General features: G+C 63.7%; 22 protein-coding genes. 10 read left to right on the forward strand and 12 right to left on the reverse strand.

Annotated elements, in window-relative coordinates; genetic code table 11:
• Nucleotides 1–2: 2 nt before the first annotated feature.
• A complete protein-coding gene (locus ACQ66J_RS03460; protein WP_375548467.1) occupies nucleotides 3–497 on the forward strand; it encodes a DUF3429 domain-containing protein in 495 nt (164 codons plus the stop codon).
• On the opposite strand, the gene pdeM is transcribed toward ACQ66J_RS03460, so the two are convergent.
• The 4 genes from pdeM to ACQ66J_RS03480 all read right to left on the reverse strand — a co-directional run bounded on the left by pdeM (nucleotide 494) and on the right by ACQ66J_RS03480 (nucleotide 5,897).
• On the reverse strand, nucleotides 494–1,204 hold the full coding sequence (pdeM, locus tag ACQ66J_RS03465; protein ID WP_430430497.1) for a ligase-associated DNA damage response endonuclease PdeM: 711 nt from the start codon (nucleotides 1,202–1,204) through the stop codon (nucleotides 494–496). The genes ACQ66J_RS03460 and pdeM overlap by 4 nt on opposite strands.
• A gap of 39 nt (nucleotides 1,205–1,243) precedes the next feature.
• A complete protein-coding gene (locus tag ACQ66J_RS03470) occupies nucleotides 1,244–2,263 on the reverse strand; it encodes a ligase-associated DNA damage response exonuclease (RefSeq protein WP_430430498.1) in 1,020 nt (339 codons plus the stop codon).
• A gap of 362 nt (nucleotides 2,264–2,625) precedes the next feature.
• Complete coding sequence (locus ACQ66J_RS03475) at nucleotides 2,626–3,591, reverse strand: hypothetical protein (protein ID WP_430430499.1); 966 nt, start codon at nucleotides 3,589–3,591, stop codon at nucleotides 2,626–2,628.
• A gap of 110 nt (nucleotides 3,592–3,701) precedes the next feature.
• A complete protein-coding gene (locus ACQ66J_RS03480) occupies nucleotides 3,702–5,897 on the reverse strand; it encodes a prolyl oligopeptidase family serine peptidase (RefSeq protein ID WP_430430500.1) in 2,196 nt (731 codons plus the stop codon).
• Nucleotides 5,898–6,000: 103 nt separating this feature from the next.
• Here ACQ66J_RS03480 and ACQ66J_RS03485 point away from each other — a divergent pair, with 103 nt between their 5' ends.
• Nucleotides 6,001–8,568, forward strand: a complete 2,568-nt coding sequence (locus tag ACQ66J_RS03485) for a ligase-associated DNA damage response DEXH box helicase (protein ID WP_430430501.1) — start codon at nucleotides 6,001–6,003, stop codon at nucleotides 8,566–8,568.
• Here ACQ66J_RS03485 and ACQ66J_RS03490 read toward each other — a convergent pair.
• Nucleotides 8,565–9,188 (reverse strand): glutathione S-transferase family protein, encoded by a 624-nt coding sequence (locus ACQ66J_RS03490; RefSeq protein WP_430430502.1) that lies wholly within the window; start codon nucleotides 9,186–9,188, stop codon nucleotides 8,565–8,567. The two genes, ACQ66J_RS03485 and ACQ66J_RS03490, sit on opposite strands and share 4 nt — an antisense overlap.
• Nucleotides 9,189–9,245: 57 nt before the next feature.
• Complete coding sequence (locus ACQ66J_RS03495) at nucleotides 9,246–10,895, reverse strand: AbgT family transporter (protein ID WP_430430503.1); 1,650 nt, start codon at nucleotides 10,893–10,895, stop codon at nucleotides 9,246–9,248.
• 173 nt (nucleotides 10,896–11,068) lie between these two features.
• Between ACQ66J_RS03495 and ACQ66J_RS03500 the strand changes: the two genes are divergently transcribed.
• From ACQ66J_RS03500 to ACQ66J_RS03525, 6 genes are all read left to right on the forward strand, one after another.
• Nucleotides 11,069–12,688 carry a cisplatin damage response ATP-dependent DNA ligase gene (locus ACQ66J_RS03500; protein WP_430430504.1) on the forward strand — a complete coding sequence of 540 codons (1,620 nt, stop codon included), beginning with the start codon at nucleotides 11,069–11,071 and terminating at the stop codon, nucleotides 12,686–12,688.
• Nucleotides 12,689–12,739: 51 nt separating this feature from the next.
• On the forward strand, nucleotides 12,740–13,570 hold the full coding sequence (locus ACQ66J_RS03505; protein ID WP_430430505.1) for a mechanosensitive ion channel family protein: 831 nt from the start codon (nucleotides 12,740–12,742) through the stop codon (nucleotides 13,568–13,570).
• Between the two features lie 41 nt (nucleotides 13,571–13,611).
• On the forward strand, nucleotides 13,612–13,923 hold the full coding sequence (locus tag ACQ66J_RS03510) for a DUF6460 domain-containing protein (RefSeq protein WP_430430506.1): 312 nt from the start codon (nucleotides 13,612–13,614) through the stop codon (nucleotides 13,921–13,923).
• A 78-nt stretch (nucleotides 13,924–14,001) separates the two neighbouring features.
• Nucleotides 14,002–14,811, forward strand: coding sequence for a response regulator (locus ACQ66J_RS03515; RefSeq protein ID WP_375548456.1), 810 nt, complete (start codon nucleotides 14,002–14,004; stop codon nucleotides 14,809–14,811).
• A gap of 42 nt (nucleotides 14,812–14,853) precedes the next feature.
• A complete protein-coding gene (locus tag ACQ66J_RS03520) occupies nucleotides 14,854–15,366 on the forward strand; it encodes a PaaI family thioesterase (protein ID WP_430430507.1) in 513 nt (170 codons plus the stop codon).
• A complete protein-coding gene (locus ACQ66J_RS03525; protein WP_375548454.1) occupies nucleotides 15,363–15,776 on the forward strand; it encodes a PaaI family thioesterase in 414 nt (137 codons plus the stop codon). Before ACQ66J_RS03520 ends, ACQ66J_RS03525 begins: the two co-directional genes overlap by 4 nt.
• Nucleotides 15,777–15,863: 87 nt before the next feature.
• Here ACQ66J_RS03525 and ACQ66J_RS03530 read toward each other — a convergent pair whose 3' ends face one another.
• From ACQ66J_RS03530 to ACQ66J_RS03545, 4 genes are all read right to left on the reverse strand, one after another.
• Nucleotides 15,864–16,178 carry a UrcA family protein gene (locus ACQ66J_RS03530; protein ID WP_430430508.1) on the reverse strand — a complete coding sequence of 105 codons (315 nt, stop codon included), beginning with the start codon at nucleotides 16,176–16,178 and terminating at the stop codon, nucleotides 15,864–15,866.
• 254 nt (nucleotides 16,179–16,432) lie between these two features.
• Nucleotides 16,433–16,786, reverse strand: a complete 354-nt coding sequence (locus ACQ66J_RS03535) for a UrcA family protein (RefSeq protein WP_375548452.1) — start codon at nucleotides 16,784–16,786, stop codon at nucleotides 16,433–16,435.
• Nucleotides 16,787–16,926: 140 nt separating this feature from the next.
• Nucleotides 16,927–17,064, reverse strand: a complete 138-nt coding sequence (locus ACQ66J_RS03540) for a DUF2256 domain-containing protein (protein WP_375550196.1) — start codon at nucleotides 17,062–17,064, stop codon at nucleotides 16,927–16,929.
• 17 nt (nucleotides 17,065–17,081) lie between these two features.
• Complete coding sequence (locus ACQ66J_RS03545) at nucleotides 17,082–17,504, reverse strand: thiol-disulfide oxidoreductase DCC family protein (RefSeq protein WP_430430509.1); 423 nt, start codon at nucleotides 17,502–17,504, stop codon at nucleotides 17,082–17,084.
• A 39-nt stretch (nucleotides 17,505–17,543) separates the two neighbouring features.
• Between ACQ66J_RS03545 and ACQ66J_RS03550 the strand changes: the two genes are divergently transcribed.
• Entirely contained in the window at nucleotides 17,544–18,539 is a 996-nt protein-coding gene (locus ACQ66J_RS03550) for an NAD(P)/FAD-dependent oxidoreductase (RefSeq protein WP_430430510.1), read from the forward strand.
• A 43-nt stretch (nucleotides 18,540–18,582) separates the two neighbouring features.
• Nucleotides 18,583–19,896: an MATE family efflux transporter gene (locus ACQ66J_RS03555; protein WP_430430511.1), complete on the forward strand. Its 1,314-nt coding sequence runs from the start codon at nucleotides 18,583–18,585 to the stop codon at nucleotides 19,894–19,896.
• Here ACQ66J_RS03555 and ACQ66J_RS03560 read toward each other — a convergent pair.
• Entirely contained in the window at nucleotides 19,893–20,936 is a 1,044-nt protein-coding gene (locus ACQ66J_RS03560; protein WP_430430512.1) for a quinone-dependent dihydroorotate dehydrogenase, read from the reverse strand. The two genes, ACQ66J_RS03555 and ACQ66J_RS03560, sit on opposite strands and share 4 nt — an antisense overlap.
• The gene (locus tag ACQ66J_RS03565) at nucleotides 20,933–21,283 is read right to left on the reverse strand and encodes a DUF952 domain-containing protein (RefSeq protein ID WP_430430513.1); all 351 of its coding nucleotides are present in this window, start codon (nucleotides 21,281–21,283) and stop codon (nucleotides 20,933–20,935) included. Before ACQ66J_RS03565 ends, ACQ66J_RS03560 begins: the two co-directional genes overlap by 4 nt.
• Nucleotides 21,284–21,321 lie beyond the last annotated feature (38 nt).

The raw sequence follows: 21,321 nt of genomic DNA on the forward strand, positions 1-21,321 counted from the left end.
TTATGCAACGCCTTAGCGAAGCTCCCGCCCTGGTTCTGATTTTGGGATTTGGCGGATTGCTGCCCTTCATCGCCGGCGCGCTTGGCGTCATGGTGGGCGGCCAGGCCGCGCTTCAAGCCGCCACCGCCCTGCCCGTCTACGCCGCCGTGATCTTGTCATTTCTGGCGGGCGGGCGTTGGTCGAGCGAGCTGGTGATCCGGTCTGACAATCCGCGTTCAGGCGTGATGCTCTTGTCCATCATGATCAGCCTCGCCGGCTGGATCGCCGTGGTCATGCAGGTATGGAACCGCCCCGGACTGCCGCTGGATCTGGAGCTGACGGGTTGGGGCGTCTTGATCGCAGGCTTTGTGATTCAGTTCCTGTGGGACCGCAGCGCCATCCGCGGCGCGACCTTCCCGCGCTGGTATCTGCCGCTGCGCTTTCTTCTGACGGCGGTGGCGGTGCTGTGCCTCGGGCTGACCGCCTTCGTGCGCAGCTCGCCCACTTTCAGCCTCTAATCGCCCAACAGCTTCGCGCCATTGACGGCATAGACCCGCTCACGGCCCAGCATGTAGGCGTGCGGGCGGCGTCGGAAGAGCGGCGCATAAGCGATATCACAGACATTGAGCCCGCCCGTATACGCCCCGAAGGCCGGCAGGATCAGGCGCTGGCCGTCGGTCGCGAAACAGCGCCGCCGCACCCGGCGCCCCTGGCCGCTGATTTTAGCGCACGGATGCAGATGCCCCGCCACCTCGCCCGGTCGCTCACCTGGCTGGGGTTCATGGCGGAGATGCAAGGGCCCCAGCGTCAGCTCGAACCCGGCCCGGCCGCCAAAGCGCGCAGGGGGTTTCGGGTCGTGATTGCCCTCGATCCACAGCCAGTCTTCAACAGTCGCGACGAGCGCTGATAGCGTCTCGGCGTCATCAGGCGCCATGCGCCCGTCCGCGCCCAGATCATGAAAGCTGTCGCCCAGCGCCACCACCGAACGCGGCTGATAGAGCGCCATCGCCGCCCCGAGACGTTTGAGCGTGGCGCGCGTGTCATAGGGCGGCAAGAGCTGGCCGCGCGCCGCATAGGCGCTGCCCTTTTCAAAGTGCAAATCGCTGACCAGCAATACGCTTTCATCGGGCCAATAGGCCACGCCGGACGGATCCGCGATCAGTCGGGCGTCGTTCACCGTCATGAAGACAGGCTCGGTCAGCGGCGTACGAAGGGCGTCGGTCATAGCGTCACTTAGGCGGTCGCGGGGGATCGAAGCAAGACGCTAGTCATCCTCGTCTTCATAGCCTGCCAACGACAAGGGGCGCGCCTTATAGCCTTCCAGCTCCGCCCAGCGCGCCAGGGCGTCATCGCGGCCATGGGTGATCCACACTTCGTCGGGGTTCACGTCCGTGATGGTCTGGGTCAGCTCATCCCAGTCGGCATGGTCTGACAGGATCAGCGGCAGCTCGACCCCGCGTTGCCGCGCCCGCGCGCGCACCTGCATCCAGCCCGAGGCGAAGCAGATCACAGGATCCGGGAAGCGCCGCGCCCACGCAGTCTGAAACGACGAGGGCGGCGCGATGACGATCTGCCCGGCGAAGTCCTGCTTGGCGCCGCTGGCGTCCTTGATCGTCGCCTTTTCGAGCGGCCCCAGCGCGACGCCATGCTCTTCATAAAGCGCGCACAGCTGCTCCATCGCGCCATGAATATAGATCGGCGCCTCATAGCCCGCCTCTCTCAACAGACAGATCACGCGCTGCGCCTTGCCCAGCGCATAGGCGCCCACCAGATGGGCGCGGTCCGGATTCTGCCTGACGCTCTTCAGAAGCTTGGCGATCTCTCCGGCGTCGTCTGGATGGCGGAAGACCGGGAGCGCAAAGGTCGCCTCGGTTACATAGACATGGGCGGGAAACACCTCGAACCCGGCGCAAGTCGGATCGCGGCGACGCTTGTAATCGCCCGATACGCCGATCACCAGACCCTTCCAGTCGAGACGGATTTGCGCGCTGCCCAGCACATGCCCTGCGGGATGAAAGCTGACCTCCACCTCGCCGATCTTCAAACGCTCGCCGTAATTGATAGAGGCCGGGTTCGGCGTGAACGCTTCGCCATAGCGCGCCGCCATGATGGCGAGGGTTTCGGGCGTGGCCAGGACGCGCTCATGACCGGCGCGGGCATGATCGGCATGGCCATGAGTGACCAGCGCCCGCTCAGCGGGACGCATGGGATCAATAAAAAAGCCGCCCGGTTCGCACCACAGGCCGCGTTCTGTTTCGCGTAAAAGCTGATCAGGTCGGATCATGCCAGAGACATAGGGCGTCTTGGCAGACTGGGAAACCTATAGGGCTGAAGGGAGTGAGCGGCGCCGCTCGAGGGGGGAGAGAAAGCGGCGCCGCTCGAATACGGGCGGTTCTAGTGCAAATCGCCCGCAGACACCAAGCGCGCATGACGCGCCTGAACCGGTCGGTCATTGTTGAAGTAGCGCGCTGTGACCGCATCACGTGGCGCCGTCGCCCTCAGGCCTCTGACATTCATAAGACGCATGACCCACTTCGCCCCGTCCAGAAAACTGCAACCACATGCGCACGCCGCATGAGTTGGAGTGTCCACCCGCGCCGGTTAACGGCTCGTCACAGAGTTGCGCGCGATAGAGTCAATGCGACTTTAAGTACTTGATCCGTTCGAGCTGGCGCTGGTGGTGGTCACGACGCTGGTCGCCGCGATCACAGACACCATCATGGCCATCTGCGCCGCCATCACGGCGTCCATCGCGCTGAGCGCGCCATCCTGGACGCCGTTTCGGCCTGCGGTGTGGACCAGATGCGCCAGGGCGGTGCGCGCCCCGCCGGTCGAGCTGACCGAACGCGGCAGAGCCTCGCGCACCTCATGGATGGCGAGCGCGTCCTCAACGGTCAGCCCCTGCACCGCCCACAGCAGATAGCTTTGGCGGAAGGCGTAGCGCCGCAAGGGCTTGTACGTCTGTCGCGCGGCATCCAGGGCCTTGAACCGCGCCAGCGCCTCTCTGGGATCCACGCCCAGAAGGGCGCAGAGCTTGGCGCCGTCACGGCGATGTCCGCGGGCGCGGGGATGCGCCTCGAACACGGCTTCCGCCGCCGTGCGGCGCGCCAGAACCTCGGCAGGATCATCACCGCGCGCCGCATGGATCGCGGCATACGTGTCGGTCACCGCCGCATTCGCCCGCCACCAGGGCGGCGCCAGAGCCTCGCGCATCTCGAAAAAGCGCTCGATCGGGGTGTCGTCTTTTGATCCGATGCAGAGCATGAGCGCCGCCCGAGCGCCGCCCGCATGAAGGCTCATCCGCTTGAAGCCGCTCGCACCCTCGCGCAAGGCTGTGCGCGCGGCCAGAAAGCGCTCCACCGGCACATCGCTCTGGGTCAGCATGGCGGCGTAGAGCCAGCGCAGGACGCCTGTCGGCGACCGCCATCCCAGCTCGGCGCGCAGCTGAGCGTGTGTCCCGCTCACGGTCTGCGCCAACGCTTCGGGCGTGTCCTCGCAAGTGAGCAAGGTGGAGGCGGACAGCCAGGCCGCCAGTTTTTCAGGACGCGGACACTGGGACCGCACAGCCTCAAACAGGGCTTCCAGACGGTCCAGGTTTTCTGCGTCGCTCATGATGGCCTCACTCTAAATGACTGAGGCTACATATTACCTCGCCCCGGCCTGGAAGACAAAAAACCCCGGAGCGAGGCTCCGGGGTTTTCAGCTCATTCATTCACAGGCCTCTAATCCTCGATCTCGAGCCCCGTATGATAGGCGATGAAGGCCCAGCGATCGGCGGCTTCCTCGATCAGCTTGGACACCGGCGTGCCGGCGCCATGCCCGGCGCGGGTCTCAATCCGGATCAGGGTCGGCGCGTCGCCCGTCTGAGCCGCCTGCAGGGCCGCCGCGTATTTGAACGAATGGCCCGGAACCACCCGGTCATCGGTATCGGCGGTGGTGATGAGGGTGGCGGGATACTCGCCCGTCTGCGGGATGTTGTGATAGGGCGAATAGCCATAGAGCACGTCAAACAGTTCAGGATCCTGCGGGCTGCCATAATCATCCACCCAGAACCGGCCTGCGGTGAACTGATTAAAGCGCAGCATGTCCATCACGCCCACCGCCGGCAGCGCGGCCGCGAACAGGCCCGGCGCCTGATTGGCCACCGCGCCCACCAGAAGCCCGCCATTGGAACGGCCATGGATGGCGAGGTGATCGGGGCTGGTCCAGCCCATATCGATCAGGGCGTGACCGGCATTGATGAAGTCGTCAAAGACGTTCTGCTTGTTGGCGAGGCGCCCGGCGTCATGCCAGTCCCGGCCATAGGCTGAACCGCCACGCAGATTGGCGATGGCGTATACGCCGCCCATCTCCATCCATTGCAACCGCCGCACGTCAAAGTCTGGACGGCGGGTGATGGCGAAGCCGCCATAGCCATAGATCAGCGTCGGGCGGACGCCATTGGGATCGACGTCACGGTGGTGGGCCACGAACATCGGGATCTGCGCGCCGCCCGTGCTGTCATAGAAGGTCTGGCTGACCACATAGTCGTCCGGGTTGAAGGTCAGATCCGGTGCGCGGAACACTTCGCTCTCACCGGTCTCGACATCATAACGGTAGAGGGCAGCGGGCTGGTTGAGGCTTTCATAGGCATAAAACGTCTCAGACCGCTCCGGCGAGCCGCCAAAGCCTGACGCCACACCAAGGCCGGGCAGCTCCACCTCGCGCACGAAGTCACCGTCCGGCGTGTAAACGCTCACCGCGCTCGCTACATCGCGCATGGTCTCAACGATCAGATGCCCGCCCACATGGTCCGCCCCGGTGATGGGGCCGTCGCCTTCAGCCACCACATCCGTGAGGGTTTGCGGATCCGCCAGCGACACCGAGACAATCCGGCCATTGGGCGCGTCCAGATCAGTCTGGAAGAAGAAGGTCTCGCCCTGATTGCCCACATAGGAATGGTTGTTGCCAAAGCCTGCAAAAACCTCGACCGGCGCCGCGCCTCCGGCCTCAAGGTCGAGGATATGCACGCCATTGCCGTCCGTGCCGGTGGACGAAGTGATGACCAGATAGCGCCCGTCATCGCTGACCGAACCGCGCCAGCCCACGTCAGGGGCGTCAGGATCGGCCATGATCTGAACGTCTTCGCTCTGATCGGTCCCCAGCGCGTGGAAATAGATCGCCTGATTGAGGTTGAGCGCGGTGAACGCCTCGCCCTCTTCCGGCGCGGGATAGCGCGAATAATAAAAGCCCGAGCCGTCCTTGGCCCAGCTGAGGGGCGAGAACTTCACCCATTCGATTTCATCGCCGAGCTGTTCGCCGGTCTCCACATCCATCACGCGGATCGAGCGCCAGTCCGACCCGCCATCGGCGATCAGATAGGCGAGCGTCGTCCCATCCGGACTCGGGACTGTCCCGGCCAGCGCCGTCGTGCCGTCCGCCGCCCACTCATTGGGATCAATCAGCGCACGCGCCTCGCCATTCAGCCCATCCTGGACCATGAACACCGACTGGTCCTGCAAACCGTCGTTGCGCGAGAAGAAATAGCGCAGCCCGTCTGTCGTCTCGCGACTGGTGGGCAGACCATACCGCTCATAATTCCACAGTTCGGCCAGGCGCTCGGCGATGCGTTCACGGCCGGGCAGCTGATCGAGATAAGCGGTGGTGGTTTCCGTCTGCGCCTCGACCCAGTTCGCCACGTCTTCAGAGACGCGCACATCCTGTTCCAGCCAGCGATAGGGATCGGACACCGCCACTTCGCCCTCAGCGGCGGAGGCGTAGACATCCGCCTGATCCACAGTCCGGCTCTCAGGATATGTGGGCGCCAGAATACCAGACGCCGCGGCTTGCGTTTCGGCAGGCGCTTCGGTCTCGGCGGCGGGCTGGCTGCAGGCGGTCAGGGCCAGAACGGATGCGAAAGCGAACAGGGCGGTGCGCAACGGGCGTCTCCTCGGAAGTTATGATGTCGCGCGCGAGACTAGGGCCTGATGCGCGCAGAGGAAAGGCTTTGCCCGGCCCGCGCCCATGCTATCTCTTTTGTTGATGAAGCACACATCCCTCCCCGCCCTGCCCGATCGCTTTGAAGCCTGGTTTGAGAGCCGGGGCTGGACGCCGCGCGCGCACCAGCGCGAGATGGTCGCCGCAGCTGAGGCGGGCGAGGATGCGCTGCTGATCGCGCCCACGGGCGGCGGCAAGACTTTGGGCGGTTTCCTGCCCAGCCTGATGGATCTGGCAGAGATCGCAGATGCGGGCGGCAAGGACCGGCCCCACCGGCTTCACACGCTGTATGTCAGCCCGCTGAAAGCGCTGAGCCAGGATGTGGCGCGCAATTTGATGACGCCGATCGAGGAGATGGGGCTGAACCTGCGGGTCGAAACCCGCACCGGTGATACGCCCGCCTCCAAACGCACGCGCCAGCGCGCCAAGCCCCCCGACATCCTTTTGACCACGCCCGAACAGATCGCGTTGTTCTGCGCGCAGGAAAACGCCAGCGCCTTCTTTGAAGACCTCAAATGCGTGATCATCGACGAGGTGCACGCCCTCGCCCCCGCCAAACGCGGGGATCTGCTGGCGCTGGGGCTTGCTGCGCTCCAGCACTATGCGCCCAAGATGCGCCGAGTGGGCCTGTCCGCCACGGTGAAGGACGAGATGGGTCATGCGCGCTGGCTGGCGGCGCAAACCGAGCCGGGTCAAGCCCGCTTCGCCCGCATCGTCCGCGGCAGCGCCGGCGCGGCGCCGGAGGTCGAGGTGATGACGCCCGACGAGCGCATCCCCTGGTCGGGCCATTCCGGCCGCCACGCCATGAGCGACGTTTATGAGCAGATCAAAGGCGCGGGCACGGCGCTGATCTTCGTGAACACCCGCGCGCAGGCCGAGATGGTGTTTCAGGAGCTCTGGTCCCTCAACGAGGACAGTCTGCCCATCGCGCTGCATCACGGCTCGCTGTCCGTCGAGCAGCGCCGCAAGGTGGAGGCGGCCATGGGCGCAGGCGTTCTGAAAGCCGTGGTCTGCACCTCCACCCTCGATCTGGGGATTGATTGGGGAGATGTGGACCTGGTGATCCAGATGGGCGCACCCAAAGGCACATCGCGCTTGCTGCAGCGCCTGGGCCGCGCCAATCACCGGCTGGATGCATCGAGCCGCGCCATGCTGGTTCCCACAAACCGGTTCGAGCATCTCGAATGCGCTTGCGCCCGCGAGGCGGTCTTGGCGGGCGCGCTGGACGGCGACCCGCTGAAAGCGGGCGCGCTGGACGTTCTGGCCCAGCATGTGATGGGCCGCGCGTGTGGCGATCCGTTCGACGCCGATGCGCTCTATTGCGAAATCACCGCCGCGGCCCCCTATGCCGAGCTGGACCGGGAGACCTTTGACCGGGTGCTGACCTTCATTGCCGATGGCGGCTATGCTCTGGGGAGTTATGACCGGTTCAAGCGTCTGGTGAAGACCCGCGACGGGCTGTGGCGGGCCCGCAATCGCGATGTGGCCCAGCGCCACCGCATGAATGTGGGCACGATTATCGAAGCGCCCATGCTCAATGTCCGTCTGGCGCGTAAGACCGGCGCATCAAAGCCCCGGCACGGGCGCGGTCATCAGGGATTGGTGCGGCCCGGCGAAGTCTCAAGCACGGGCGGCACGCAGGGCGCGACCCTGATGGGCGGCAAGATGCTGGGTCAGGTCGAGGAATGGTTCACCGATCAGCTGAGCCCTGGCGACACCTTCATGTTTGCGGGTCAGATCCTGAGCTTTGAAGGGGTGAGCGGTGGCGATTGCCTGGTCAGCCGATCGAGCGCCGAGGATCCGAAAATCCCCAGCTTTGAGGGCGGGAAGTTCCCCTACTCCACCTATCTCGCCGCCCGCGTGCGCGAGCTGGTGCATACTCCCGATCGCTGGAACCTCTTGCCCGAACAGGTGCGCGACTGGCTGGAGATCCAAAAGCGCAAATCAAAACTGCCCGCGCCCGATAGCCTGCTCGTTGAGACCTTCCCGCGGGCCGGAAAGAGCTGGCTGGTCTGCTATCCGTTTGAAGGACGGTTGGCGCATCAGACGCTGGGCATGCTGGTCACACGGCGGCTCGAACGGCAGGGCAAACAGCCTTTGGGCTTTGTGGCGAATGAATACGCGCTGGCGGTCTGGGGCCGCAAGGACCTCTCGGACGTGGATATGAGCGCGCTGTTTTCCGAAGACATGATGGGCGATGATCTCGACGCCTGGCTGGCCGAAAGCGATCTGATGAAGCGCACCTTCCGCAATTGCGCCCTTATCGCCGGGCTGATCGAGCGGCGCTTTCCGGGGCAGGAGAAGACGGGACGTCAGGTCACCTTCTCCGCCGACCTCATCTACAATGTGCTGCGTGATCACGAGCCTGATCACATCCTGATGCAGGCGGCCTGGGCGGACGCCGCGGCGGGCCTGCTCGATGTGCGCCGCCTGTCAGATGCGCTGGTGCGCGTGGCCGGCCATGTGGAGGCGGTGCATCTTGATCAGATCAGCCCGCTGGCGGTTCCTGTGATGCTGGAAGTGGGCCGAGAACCCATCCGCCATGGCGAAGCGATGGACGCCATTCTGGAAGACGCCAGCGAGGATCTGATCTCTGAGGCGATGACGCTCTAATCCTCCGCCGTCACCTGCCGCATCGCCTTATAGGCGTCGCGCTGCTGCACCCGGTCGAGCCAGGCTTTGAGCGCTGAGCCGTCTTTCACGCCGCCGCGCTTGGCGATGGCGTCGAGCTGGAAGCCCATCAGGCAATCTGCGGCGCTGAATTGTTCGCCTGCGAAATAATCATTCTGGCTGAGATGGCGCTCGATATGAGCGAAGGCTTTGGCGCGCTCGCCGTCCATGAACTGATCGAGCAGGGAGTCTTTCAGCCCCGTCGCCTCGCAATAGGTGCTCATCAGGAAGGGCAGGAAGACCGCGCCTTCTGAAGCATGCATCCATTCAAGGAATTTCAAACGTCCCGGCGCGTCCGGCGCAGGGTGCAGCGCGTGGTCGGGGTCAAACGTATCCAAAAGGTATTGCGCGATCGCGCCGGTCTCCGCCAGCACTGTGCCGTCCTCAAGCTCCAAGAGCGGCGCTTTGCCCAAGGGATGCTTCTCAGCCAGCTCGGGCGGGGCGAGGCGCACTTGCGGGTCGCGCTTATAGCGCTTGATCTCATAGGGCGCGTTCAGCTCTTCCAGCAGCCAGATGATCCGTTCGGAACGGGAGAGTTCGAGATGGTGCAGCGTAATAGGCATGAACGCCTCCGGACTGAAATGAAAACGCCGGGGGCTGAGCCCCCGGCGCGTGTCTGATTAGTTGGCGTTCGGCAGGACATAGCCCACTTCCGCGCCCGGCCCCAAAGGCAGGCCGAGGAAGACCCAGGCCATCGTCATGATGATGCCCGAGATCAGCAGCCAGATCGAATAGGGCAGCATGCTGGCGGTCAGCGATCCGATGCCGAAATTGTCCACCCAGCGGCGGCAGAAGATCAGAACCAGCGGGAAATACACCATCAGCGGGGTGATGATGTTGGTGGAGCCGTCGCCCACCCGGTAAGCCGCCGTCGCCATTTCCGGGCTGACGCCCAAAAGCATCAGCATCGGCACCAGAACCGGCGCCATCAGCGCCCATTTGGCGCTGGCCGAGCCCACAAACAGGTTCAGCACCGCCGAGAACAAGACGATCAGACCGAGCACCAGCGGCAAAGGCAAGCCCGATTGCTCGATGGCGTTCGCGCCGTTCACCGCCGTGATGATCCCCAGGCTCGACTGGTTGAACATCTCCACGAAGTACGCCGCGAAGAAAGCCAGCACGAGGTAATAGCCCATATCCTTCATGGCTTCGGCCATCATCGACACCACGTCGCGATGGGTTTTCACCGTGCCTGCGGCCTGGCCATAAGCGACGCCCGCCAGCAAGAACAGGATCATGAAGCCCGCCACCAGCGACTGGAAGAAGGGCACCATGGCGATGGCGACGCCCTGCCCCGCCTCCAGCGCGGCCTCGTTCAGCAGCGGCACATCGCCGCCATACATGGAAAACGCGCCAAAGCTGACAAGCGCGACCAGATCGACCGCCATCAACAGCCACAGGAAACACACGCCCAGAACGGCCCAGAGCGCGCGCCACATGCCTTTTTTCTGGCCGTCCGTCAGCGGGGCGTCGGGATCATCCTCGCCCGGCTGGGCTGCGGTCGAGGCGCCGCCGGTCCACGGACCCAGGCGCGGCTCGACGATGCGGTCGGTCACAAACCAGATCACCGGCATGAAGACAAACGTCATCGCGGCAATGAAATACCAGTTGCCGACAATGTTCATGGTCCAGTCCGGCACCAGCGCGATCACAGACGCCTCGGTCACTCCAAACAGCAGCGCGTCGAGCTGACCGGGCAAAAGGTTCGCGGAGAACCCGCCCGACACGCCCGCAAAGGCCGCCGTGATGCCCGCAACCGGGTGTCGCCCGGCAGCGGCGAAGATGACGCCCGCCAGTGGGATCAGCACCACATAGGCCGCGTCCGCCGCCAGATTGCCCATCATCGCCACCAGCGCCACAGCCGGGGTGAGCAGCATTTTCGGCACGTCGCGCACCGCTGCGCGCATCGCCGTGCCGAACAAGCCTGCGCGTTCGGCGACGCCGGCGCCCAGCATCACCACCAGCACATAGCCGAGAGGGTGGAAGCCGGTGAAGATTTCCGGCATTTCCACCAGCAGATGCTGCAGGCTTTCAGGGTTGAGCACGCTGCGCGCATTGACGATCAGCGCGCTGCCGTCCGGGTTGGTCTGGGTGGGGTGGATCGCGGACAGCCCGACAATGGCGGTCACGGTCGATATGACGACCATGGCGATAATCAGATACAAAAACAGAAAAGCCGGATCCGGCAGTCGATTGCCCGTTCGCTCAATCAGCCCCAGAAAGCCTGTCTGGTGTTCGGTCTGCGCGCTCGCGCGCTCTTGTTCGCTCATGATGCTCCCCATCACCACAGCGGCCCTTCATGCTGAGCGCGCCGCTAAACCTGTTCATTGCAAACAGGGATACAGGGCCTCGACGCAAACGAAAACCCAAAGTGGTTGAGGATATCACAGCGAATGCACCCTCCGGGCGGCAAATCCAGGCCGCGCGCCTATATGATCAAGGCATGGAACGCTTTGCGACCCTTCTGGACCGATTGTCCTATACGCCTCAGCGCAATGGCAAATTGCGGCTTCTGGCGGATCATTTTTCCACCACGCCCGATCCTGACCGCGGCTATGCGCTGGCGGCGCTGACCGGGGCGCTGGACTTCAAGACCGCCAAGGCCGCCGCCATCCGCAGCCTTGTCAGCGAGCGGGTCGATCCGGTCCTTTTCGAGCTGTCTTATGACTATGTGGGCGATCTGGCCGAAACCGCCGCGCTGATCTGGCCGCGAAAGCATGGCGCGAACCGCCCGCCAGACCTGGTCGAGGTCATCGACGGCTTGAGCACAGTCACCCGCGCGGGCGCGCCAGCGCTGATTGAAAGCTGGCTGGATGCGCTGGACGCGCAAAGCCGATGGGCGCTTTTGAAACTTGTCACCGGCGGGCTGCGCGTCGGCGTCTCGGCCCGTCTCGCGAAAACCGCCCTGGCGCAATTCGGCGATGTGGACGTCACCGAGATCGAAGAGCTGTGGCACGGGCTCGAGCCGCCCTATGAAAGCCTGTTCGCCTGGCTCGACGGTAAAGCGGACAAACCCGTCAACGCCGCCAAGGCGCCCTTCCGCCCCGTCATGCTGGCGCATCCGGTTGATGATGGGGCCTTTGAGCGCCTGAACCCTGGTGACTTTCTCGCCGAATACAAATGGGACGGCATTCGCATTCAGGCCGTCAGCGAAGCGGGCGTGCGCCGTCTCTACACGCGGACAGGTGACGACATTTCGCATGCCTTCCCCGACGTTCTGGCCGCGCTGGAGTTTGAAGGCGCGATTGATGGAGAGTTATTGATCCGCACGGCGGATGGTCAGGTGGCGCCGTTCTCTGATCTTCAGCAAAGGCTCAATCGCAAGACCGTCTCCAAGACGATGATGACCCGCCTGCCCGGCTTCATTCGCGCCTATGACATTCTGGTGGAAGGCGAGGAGGATGTGCGCAGCCTGCCTTTGACCGAGCGTCGCGAGACACTGGAGCGCATGCTCAAACAAACCGGATCGACGCGGATCGACCTCTCTGAAACAGTGCGCTTTGAAGATTGGTCTGACCTGGACTCGCTGCGTGCTGATCCGCCCCACGCCCTGGCGGAAGGCGTGATGATCAAACGCAAGGACAGCCCCTATCTGGCGGGACGGCCCAAGGGACCTTGGTGGAAATACAAACGCGACCCGTTTCTGATCGACGCCGTTTTGATGTACGCCCAGCGCGGCCATGGCAAACGGTCAAGCTTCTATTCAGATTTCACCTTCGGCGTCTGGCGCGAAGAGGAGGGCGAACAAGTTCTGACGCCGGTGGGTAAGGCCTATTTCGGGTTCACGGACGACGAACTGAAAAAGCTCGACAAATTCGTCCGCGACAACACCGTTGAGCGCTTCGGGCCTGTACGTTCAGTCGCCGCCCGACCTGATTTCGGCCTGGTGCTGGAGATCGCGTTTGAAGGGCTCAACCGGTCACCCCGCCATAAATCCGGCGTCGCCATGCGCTTTCCGCGTATTCACCGGATCCGCTGGGACAAACCCGCGGGCGAGGCGGATACGCTCGACACGGTTGTGAAAATGCTCCCCAAGCCTCTCACACCTACGGCGAAACAGTGATATCCAAGGCTTCAACGAAGACTTTCGTCTGGCTGTTCGGGGACGCTTTTCATGGACACTTCCGCCTTTGATCTTCAACGGGCTCAGGAATACCTGACCACCATCGGCTTGCAGATGGCCATGAATGTGGCGATGGCCGCGATCATTCTGATCGTGGGCTTCATGATCGCTGGTGCGATCGGACGCACCATCCGCTCCATCCCGGACCGTAATCCGAAAATGGATCGGACGCTGGCGAGCTTTTTCGCCTCCATCGCCAAATATCTGGTGCTGGCGATCGTCATCATCGCCGTCCTGACCCGGTTCGGGGTTCAGACCACCTCCATGGTCGCCGTGCTCGGCGCCGCCTCGCTCGCCATCGGTCTCGCCCTTCAGGGCACGCTGTCCAATGTAGCGGCGGGCGTGATGATCATCTTCTTCCGCCCCTACAAGATCGGCGATTATGTCGAGGTTGCGGGCGTGTCAGGCTCGGTCAAGGACATCACCTTGTTCTATACCGAGCTGAACACCCCCGATAACCGCCAGATCATCATCCCCAACGGTCAATCCTGGGGTGATGTGATCACCAACTATTCCGCCTACCCCACGCGCCGCTGCGACTTTGTGTTCTCGGCCGGTTATGGCGATGACATCGAGAAGGTGATCGGGGTGCTGCGCGCCACGTTTGAAGCCGACAGCCGCGTGATGGCGGAACCGGCTCTGTTTGTGGAAGTCAAAGCCCATGGCGCGTCCAGCGTTGATTATGTGGTGCGCGCCTGGTGCAAGGCGTCAGATTACTGGGGCCTGCATTTTGACATGAACAAGAAGGTCAAGATCGCGTTCGACGTCAATGAGATCGAGATCCCCTATCCGCACCAGGTGGAAATCCAGAAACAGGGCTGATCGCCGCGTTTACGCCCCAATTGCATGAGACACAGACGATCATGAGTGAACAAACAACCAAGACCTCAGAGCGCCAATCTCTGGTGCAACGTGTGCTGAGCGTGCGGTTCGCCGACCTCATGGTCGTCTTTCTCCTGTGTGTGCTGGTGGGCCTGGTCCTAGCGGTGTTTCGCGTCGATCCGGCGGATCTGTGGGTGGATTTCTTCCAAACCGTGGGCGAGGCTTGGGCGTCTTTCTTTGACTCCATCGGCGCGTCCCTGCGTTGGGCCTTGCGGTATTTCTTCCTGGGCGCGGTGATCGTTCTGCCGATCTGGCTGGCGGTTCACCTGATCCGGGCGTTTACCCGCCGGTAAGACTAACCCCTGAATTCATAAGACAATATCCACTTTTTTCCTCTATTCATGTGTGCGTATGCCTGTGAGGGGGAACAAGTGGCGGCGGAACTGGACATTGATTTCGACGACGAGAAGTCCGGCGAGGCGCTGGACTGGCGCCAGCGCGCCGTCATCGTCTGTGACCCGACTCCCTTCTCGCGCCGCCTGACCGTGGACATCCTGCGCTATGCAGGTGCGGAACGGATTCAGACCTGCACCACGCCGGATTCTGCGATCTGGTTTGCTGAAAACGCAGACCATTCCGTCATGCTGGTGGACTGGCGCGACGAGCGTCTGGACGCCGCGACCACCATTCGCAAGCTGCGCCGGACCAGAACCGCCGCCAGCCGCACCCCGGCCATGATCCTGTCCACCAAGAACACGCTGTTGGATATCGAGGCGGCGCGCGACGCCGGCGCCGACACTTTGGCGCTGCGGCCGATCTCTCCGCGCGCTGTGACCGAACGCCTGACTGAAATCACCCAGCGTCCCCGCCCCTTCGTGAAAACACTGAACTATAACGGCCCTGATCGCCGCGTTCACGGCGAAGAGCGTGCAGGCACGTTCAAGCGAGACATGGATGTGGCCGCCGGCCTCACCTCACCGCTGCAGGCGGCCCGCGCGCAGGCCCAGTCCATCATCTTCAACATGCTGCGCAAGGGTGATGAGCTGTCCGCCCGGATCGGACGCTCGCTCGAGCGGTTCCTGTCCAGCGTCGAGGCCCTCGGCGAACGTGAGCGCGAGATCATCCAGCTGCACCGCGCCTCTCTGGGGCGTCTTGCGGATATGCAAGGCGAGCCCATGAACACCCGCATGGAAGTCGTGAAAGGCCTGGAAACGCTGGTGCGGCGCAAGGTGCGCGACTGATCAGGCTGGAAAGCCCCGCCGCATCCGATTACAAGCGGGCTTATGAGCGACCCAATACAAGACAAACTCGATACGCTGGCCGGCCTGCTGGTCGATGGCAGCCCTCACGCCATGGCGCTGGGCCTGAAACTGGTGAGCGTCAGCCCGGGTGAAGCGGTGATCCGCGCGCCCTATGACGAAGCCTCCATCGGCGATCCGGAAACTGGCGTCATGCATGGCGGTGTCGTCACCGCATTGCTCGACCATGCCTGCGGCACTGCGGCTTTTGCGGGGCTCGGCGGGGACCAGGCGGTCGCCACGCTGGATCTGCGACTTGATTACATGCGCCCCGCCAAGCCGGGCCATGACGTGATCGCCGTGGCCAAGACCATCAAGGTGTCCGGCCTGATCGCCTTTGTCAGCGCCTTTGCTCATGACGGCGACACCGACGATCCTGTCGCCACCGCCCATGCCGCTTTCATGGTGAGCCGGGCCAGCCAGGCCGCCGCCGAGCGGGCCAAAGCCGATTTCGATCAACAGGCCGCCGCTTCCAAAGCCGGAGGCGCAGCCTCATGAATGAGCGCCTGCTGAAACTTCAGTCGAGCCCCTATGTGAGCCGAATGGGCGTGCGTTTTGACGATCATGGCGATGAGCTGACCGCGATCCTGCCCTATGACGAATGGCTGATCGGCAACCCGCTGATTCCGGCGCTTCATGGCGGCGCCATCGGGGCCTTTATGGAGATCACGGCCTCGGCGGGGCTTCTGGCCTTTACCGAACTCGCGGCCTTGCCCAAACCCATTGACGTTGCGGTGGATTATCTGCGTCCGGGCAAGCCTCAGGACGTGTACGCCCGCGCCTCCATTACCCGGCAGGGCTCACGCGTGGCCAATGTCCGCGTGGACGCCTGGCAGGACCGCCGCGCCGCGCCCATCGCCAATCTGCATGGTCATTTCCTGATCAAGCCGGTGAAGACGAGCGGATAGTCAGAGCACTACGCTCACTCACAGAACAAAAAAAGCCCCGCAGGATATCCTGCGGGGCTTTTCAATTCGTCAGATCTTTAAGCGGCTCTAGCGAACTTCTGCAGCCACTTCGATCACACCGTTCGCGCGAGCGACGGCGATGTTGAGCTGGGATTCGCCCTGACGCTGGGCTTCAACCATGCATTCGCGCGCCATGCGGCGCTCGGCGAGCGAGCGAGCGGCGTACACATCACACACATCCAGAGCCGCGCTGCGGATGCGAGCGCGCAGGCTGTCCAGACGCTCGACATTGGTCAGATCAGACGCGCGGAAATTGATCTCAACAGATTTGGAGGTTTCGGTGGCGGAAGCGGCGCCGGTCAGGGCGGCGGCGGCGATCAGGGCGACAGCGATGAAACGCATGGGGGAGATCCTTTTATTCACTAGCGAACCACTCTTGCGGCGGTTCAATACCAACCAGGCCGGCTGCACCGGCTGAAATGTGTTTTGCCCGTGTTTTGCTACAGCCCGATGACATGTGCGCCGGTTTACGCGCAGCTCCGTCTTGCAAAAATGCATGGCGTGACACTCGCGCAAACAGAAAAGCCCCCGCTCTCGAATGAGACCGGGGGCCAGGGGAACAGCCTCGTGAGCATTAAAGGCTGTTGTCCGAGCGCTTAGTGTGTCGACCGCGCAGAATCTGTCGAGGTCAGCGCGTATTGACGGTTGGATTCACGGGCTTCAGCGACCTTGATCTCAAGTTGCTCCACCCCGTCACGATACGCGTTATCAATACAGGTGCGCGCTTCGCGGCCCATGCGCGAAAGCGGGTTGCCAGACTCTCGGCACACCATGCGGGCGGAGAGCGCAATACGATGACGAAGCGCTTCAACGCCGTCTTCAGCCAGTAATTGTTCGGATGTGAAGTGAATGACCCGGTCCTGGACCAGAAGAGTCTCGGACGGGAGTTCCGCGGCGGGGGCGAGCGTGAGTCCAGCCAGGCTGGCGAGCATCACAGAAAACGTAGACATGACTTATCTCCTAAGTTCGACCTTGCGGAACCGGACCACCCTCTTCGGAGCGGGTCTCGTCATTCCGTAAGGCTGACCCTAGGTCGCCTCACCTAACCGCGCCCTGACCGTCGGATGAGACTTCTGTCATGTGCTGTAAATTATGCGCTCTGCCGATTTGAGGCGCATCGCCGGGAGCAATATTTGACATTCTCCCAATTGCGCGCCCATTTCTTGCGCCAGGCGAAGGGACGCTTGCAGACCGCGCACTCCTTCTCAGGCAGATCCGTTTTCTTCATACGCGGCGGCGGGCCTTTCATCGGGCGCTCCCCTGTTTCAGCTGTCGGACCAGTTGTTGCAGATACGGCCGAATAGGCAAGAAGAGGCGGTAGGCGCCCTCCCCGACCCAGACGAAAGGCGGCGCGCCGCCGATATGACCCAGCCAGCGCCAGCCAGGCGTCACCCGCCAGAGCGCCGCAAAGGCCGCCGCCCCTGAGCGCAACCGCCCCTGCGCATCACGCACATGAAAACGTTTAAGCGCCTGCTCGCACGTCACGCCAGGCGGAGTGGCCCCATCCTGCGTTACGTCCGTGAACTGAGCATTAGCGCCTGATTTGCGATAATATCCGATCTCGGCTCGGCAGAGCGGACACCCGCCGTCATAAAACACCTCGACAGGTGCAGCTGCGACTGCATCATCGGGTTGGGATTCACTGGGTTTTGAACTTTTCTGATCCATAACACTCATCAAGGTAGATCGCAGCAAAGAGGATGACAGTTGGCCAGGCAAAGCGCAGCAGTGATCGGCGCAGGATTGGCTGGCGCAGCCGCAGCCAGAGCCTTGTCCGCCCGCGGTCTGGGCGTCGTCCTGTTCGACAAGGGGCGGGGGCCAGGCGGGCGCATGTCCACGCGCCGGGCCAGCACGCCGCAGGGCGATGTCAGTTTTGATCATGGGGCTCAATTCCTGACAGCGACGGGGGAAAGCTTCAACGCTTTGCTGACCGAGGCGCACACCGCCGGCGCCGCTGATCTGTGGAGCGGCCGGACAGTCTCCATCGACCGCGGCGGCAATGCGGAAGCCCTGCGCGACAAGACGCGCTGGGTTGGCGTGCCGGGCATGAGCGCGATCGTTAAATCCGCCTTGAGCGGCCAGGACGTGCAGTTTGGCCGCCGCGCCGTAAAGGTCTGCGGAGAGGGCGGCGACTGGCTCGTCCATTTTGAAAACGGCGACACTGAAGGCCCCTTCCACAAAGTCGTCCTGACTCTGCCGCCTGAACAATTGATCGAGTTTCTGGCGCGCAGCGACGGCGATTTCTCCACCATGATCGCAGAAGCGCTGGCGGCGAAACTCTCTCCGTGCTGGGCGGTGATGACCGTGCCGGAGGCCGAGGCGGATCTCGGCTTTGACGGCGCAAAGCTCCTGGGCGGCGCGCTGCGCTGGATGGCGCGCATGACCTCTCGCCCCGGACAGACAGGCCCTGACTCCTGGGTGCTGCATGCGTCGCCGGATTGGTCAGAGGCGTTTCTGGAACATGATCCGGACACCGTCGCCCGCGCCCTCACCGAGGAAGCCTTCGTCCGCTTCGGCCTGCCCCTGCCGGTCTGGAGCCAGGCGCATCGCTGGCGCTATGCGCTGGTCACCGAGGCGCCGGGCACGCCCTTCGCCCTTGATCCCACCGGGACATTGGGATGCGCCGGCGACTGGCGGCTGGGGCCGCGCGCCGAATTCGCCTGGGACTCAGGCGATGCTCTGGGCGACGCGCTGGCGGACTGATTTGACGCTCGCCACTCACGCCCCGAGCCGTTATCCAGCCTGAATGACGGCCCCGTCCCTGACCCGCAAGCACGTGTTCCTGCGCGCGCTGCCCATAATGGGCGCAAACATCGCCTCACCTCTGGTGGGGCTGGTGGATCTGGCCGTGATCGGACGCACCGCGGACACCCAGGCCATCGCCGCCGTGGCCTTGGGCGGGCTGGTGTTCAACGTCTTTTTCTGGTCTGTCGCCTTCCTGCGCATGGGCGCGACCGCCCTCACAGCCCAGGCTGACGGACGCGAGGATGAAGGCGAAGTGCGCGCCGTTCTGTGGCGCGCCGGGATGATCGGCGTCGCCATCGGCCTTGTGCTGCTGGTCGCCCAATGGCCGCTCAAGGCCGGCGCCTTCGCCCTGTTTGACAGCCCTGAGGATGTCGAGACGCTGGGCCGGGCCTATGTGGACGCCCGGCTCTGGGGGGCGCCCGCCGCCTTCGCCGGGTTTGCCGTCTATGGCTGGCTGATCGGGTTAGGACTGACGGGACGCGCGCTGATCTTGCAGGCGGTGCTGAACCTCACAAACGCCGGACTGTCCGTGCTGTTTGTTCTGGGCTTTGACATGGGCGTTGCGGGCGTGGGCGCGGCCAGCGCCGCCGCGCAATGGCTGCATTTGCTGGCGGCGGGCGTGCTCATCATGCTGATCCTGCGCCATCGCGGCGCGGCGCCCGCCGGCGCGCTCTTTGACGGAAACGCCCTTCGGCGCCTGGTTTCGATCAATCGCGACATCTTCTTGCGCACCCTGGCGCTGCTGGCGGGGTTTACCTGGTTCAACATCGCCAGCCTGCGCGAGGGGGCGGACGTGCTGGCGGGCAACGCCATTCTGATGCAGTACATCTCGATCTGCGCCTTTTTTCTCGACGCCTTCGCCCATGTGACTGAAGCCGAAACAGGCCGCGCCGCCGGGGCGAAAAACTGGAAGCGGCTGTTGCGCGCCTTCCGGCTGACCAGCGAACTGGCGCTAGGCTTTTCGATCGCGCTCAGCCTCGGCTTTCTACTGCTGGGCGATCAGTTCATCATGATGATGACCACTGACGAGGCCACGCGCGCCACCGCCCGCAGTTTTCTGATCTGGTGCGCGCTGACGCCGCTCCTGGGCATGCCCAGCTGGCAGCTCGACGGGTTGATGATCGGCGCCACCCAAGGCCCGCTGATGCGCAACGCCATGATTGCGGCGCTGGTGATCTATCTTGCGCTGGACGCGGTGTTGCGGCCGGCCTTCGGGGCGCACGGGCTGTGGCTGGCTTTCCTGGCGTACTATGTGGCCCGGGCCGGAACCTTGATGGTGGGCTGGCCGAGCCTCAAGCGCAGCTTTGACGCCTAGACGTCGACGCCCACGGCCTCCGACACATGCTCGAACCCGTCCGCTTTCAGCAGCGCCGCCAGGCCATCGCGGATTTTCAGCGCCAGCCCCGGACCTTGATAGACAAGCGCCGTGTAAAGCTGCACAGCGTTCGCGCCAGCGCGGATCTTGGCGTAGGCCGCCTCCGGCCCGTCAATCCCGCCCACGCCGATGATCGGAAGATCCGGGCCGGTGCGTTGACGGAACTGACGCAGCACCTCGGTGGAGCGCGACTTCAGCGGCAAGCCCGACAGACCGCCCGCCTCGCCCTTATGGGCGCTTTTCAGGCTCTCAGGGCGTTCCAGCGTGGTGTTGGAGACGATCAGACCCGACAGGGCGTGAACTTGAACCGCGTTGACGATGGCGTCGATATCCGCCTCGACCAGATCAGGCGCGACTTTCAAGAACACAGGTTCCGCCCAGCGCGCATCATTGACCTTCTTTAAAAGCTCATCCAGCGCATCCCCGCTTTGCAGCGTGCGCAGGCCGGGCGTGTTGGGCGAAGAAATATTGACGGTGAAGAAGTCCGCCAGACCTGACAGAGCCTTCAGCAAAACCGCATAGTCATTCGCCCGGTCGTCTGAATCCTTGTTGGCGCCCAGATTGACGCCCACAGGCCCTGCTGCTTTCGAGGGGCTGTCCTGGCGCGCTTCCAGACGGGCTTTCACGGCGTCCAGGCCCTCGTTGTTAAAGCCCATCCGGTTGATGACGGCCTTGTCCTCGCGCAGGCGGAACAGGCGCGGCTGCGGATTGCCCGCCTGCGGCCGGGGCGTCACGGCGCCCACTTCAACAAAGGCGAACCCGGCGTTCAGAAGGGCGTCCGGAGCCTCGGCGTTCTTGTCGAACCCGGCGGCGAGCCCGACCGGGTGGCTCAGCTCCAGCCCCGCCAGCGCGGTCTTCAGCACCGGGTCGGCGGTGGTTTGCGCCTTGGGGCCGAACCCGGCCTTCAGACCCATCAAGGCCGTGCGGTGCGCGGTCTCGGCCGGCAGCAAGGTGAGCAGTTTGGCGAGGGCGTCACTCATCGGCTCAACTCCGAAGGCAGGCGCCAGCCGCCGCGCTCATCGCGTTGCAGCAAGTGAATGCCGGTGATCGCGCTGAACGGGATGTCGCCATAGATGTGAGGGAACAGGGCGCCGCCGCGGGATTTTTCCCATTTCAGCGTCGCGCCCAGAGCCGCCGCATCGATCTCGGCCACCGCCAAACGTTCAGCGTCGGCATAGTGCAGCTGCAGCGTATCCGCGAGCTGGTCCAGAGACGAGGCGTGGATGAAGCCGTCGGCCGTGTCATGGGCCTCGCCTTCATAGGCGCCAGCGAGCGAAGCCGCGGCCAGAGCCGCCGGATCAGCGATGCGATAAATAAGCTCGGTCATGACACAGGCCGATACGGCGCCAAAGGGTTTGGCGCAAG

Source organism: Oceanicaulis sp. (genome assembly GCF_965284345.1).
Lineage (GTDB): Bacteria > Pseudomonadota > Alphaproteobacteria > Caulobacterales > Maricaulaceae > Oceanicaulis > Oceanicaulis alexandrii_A.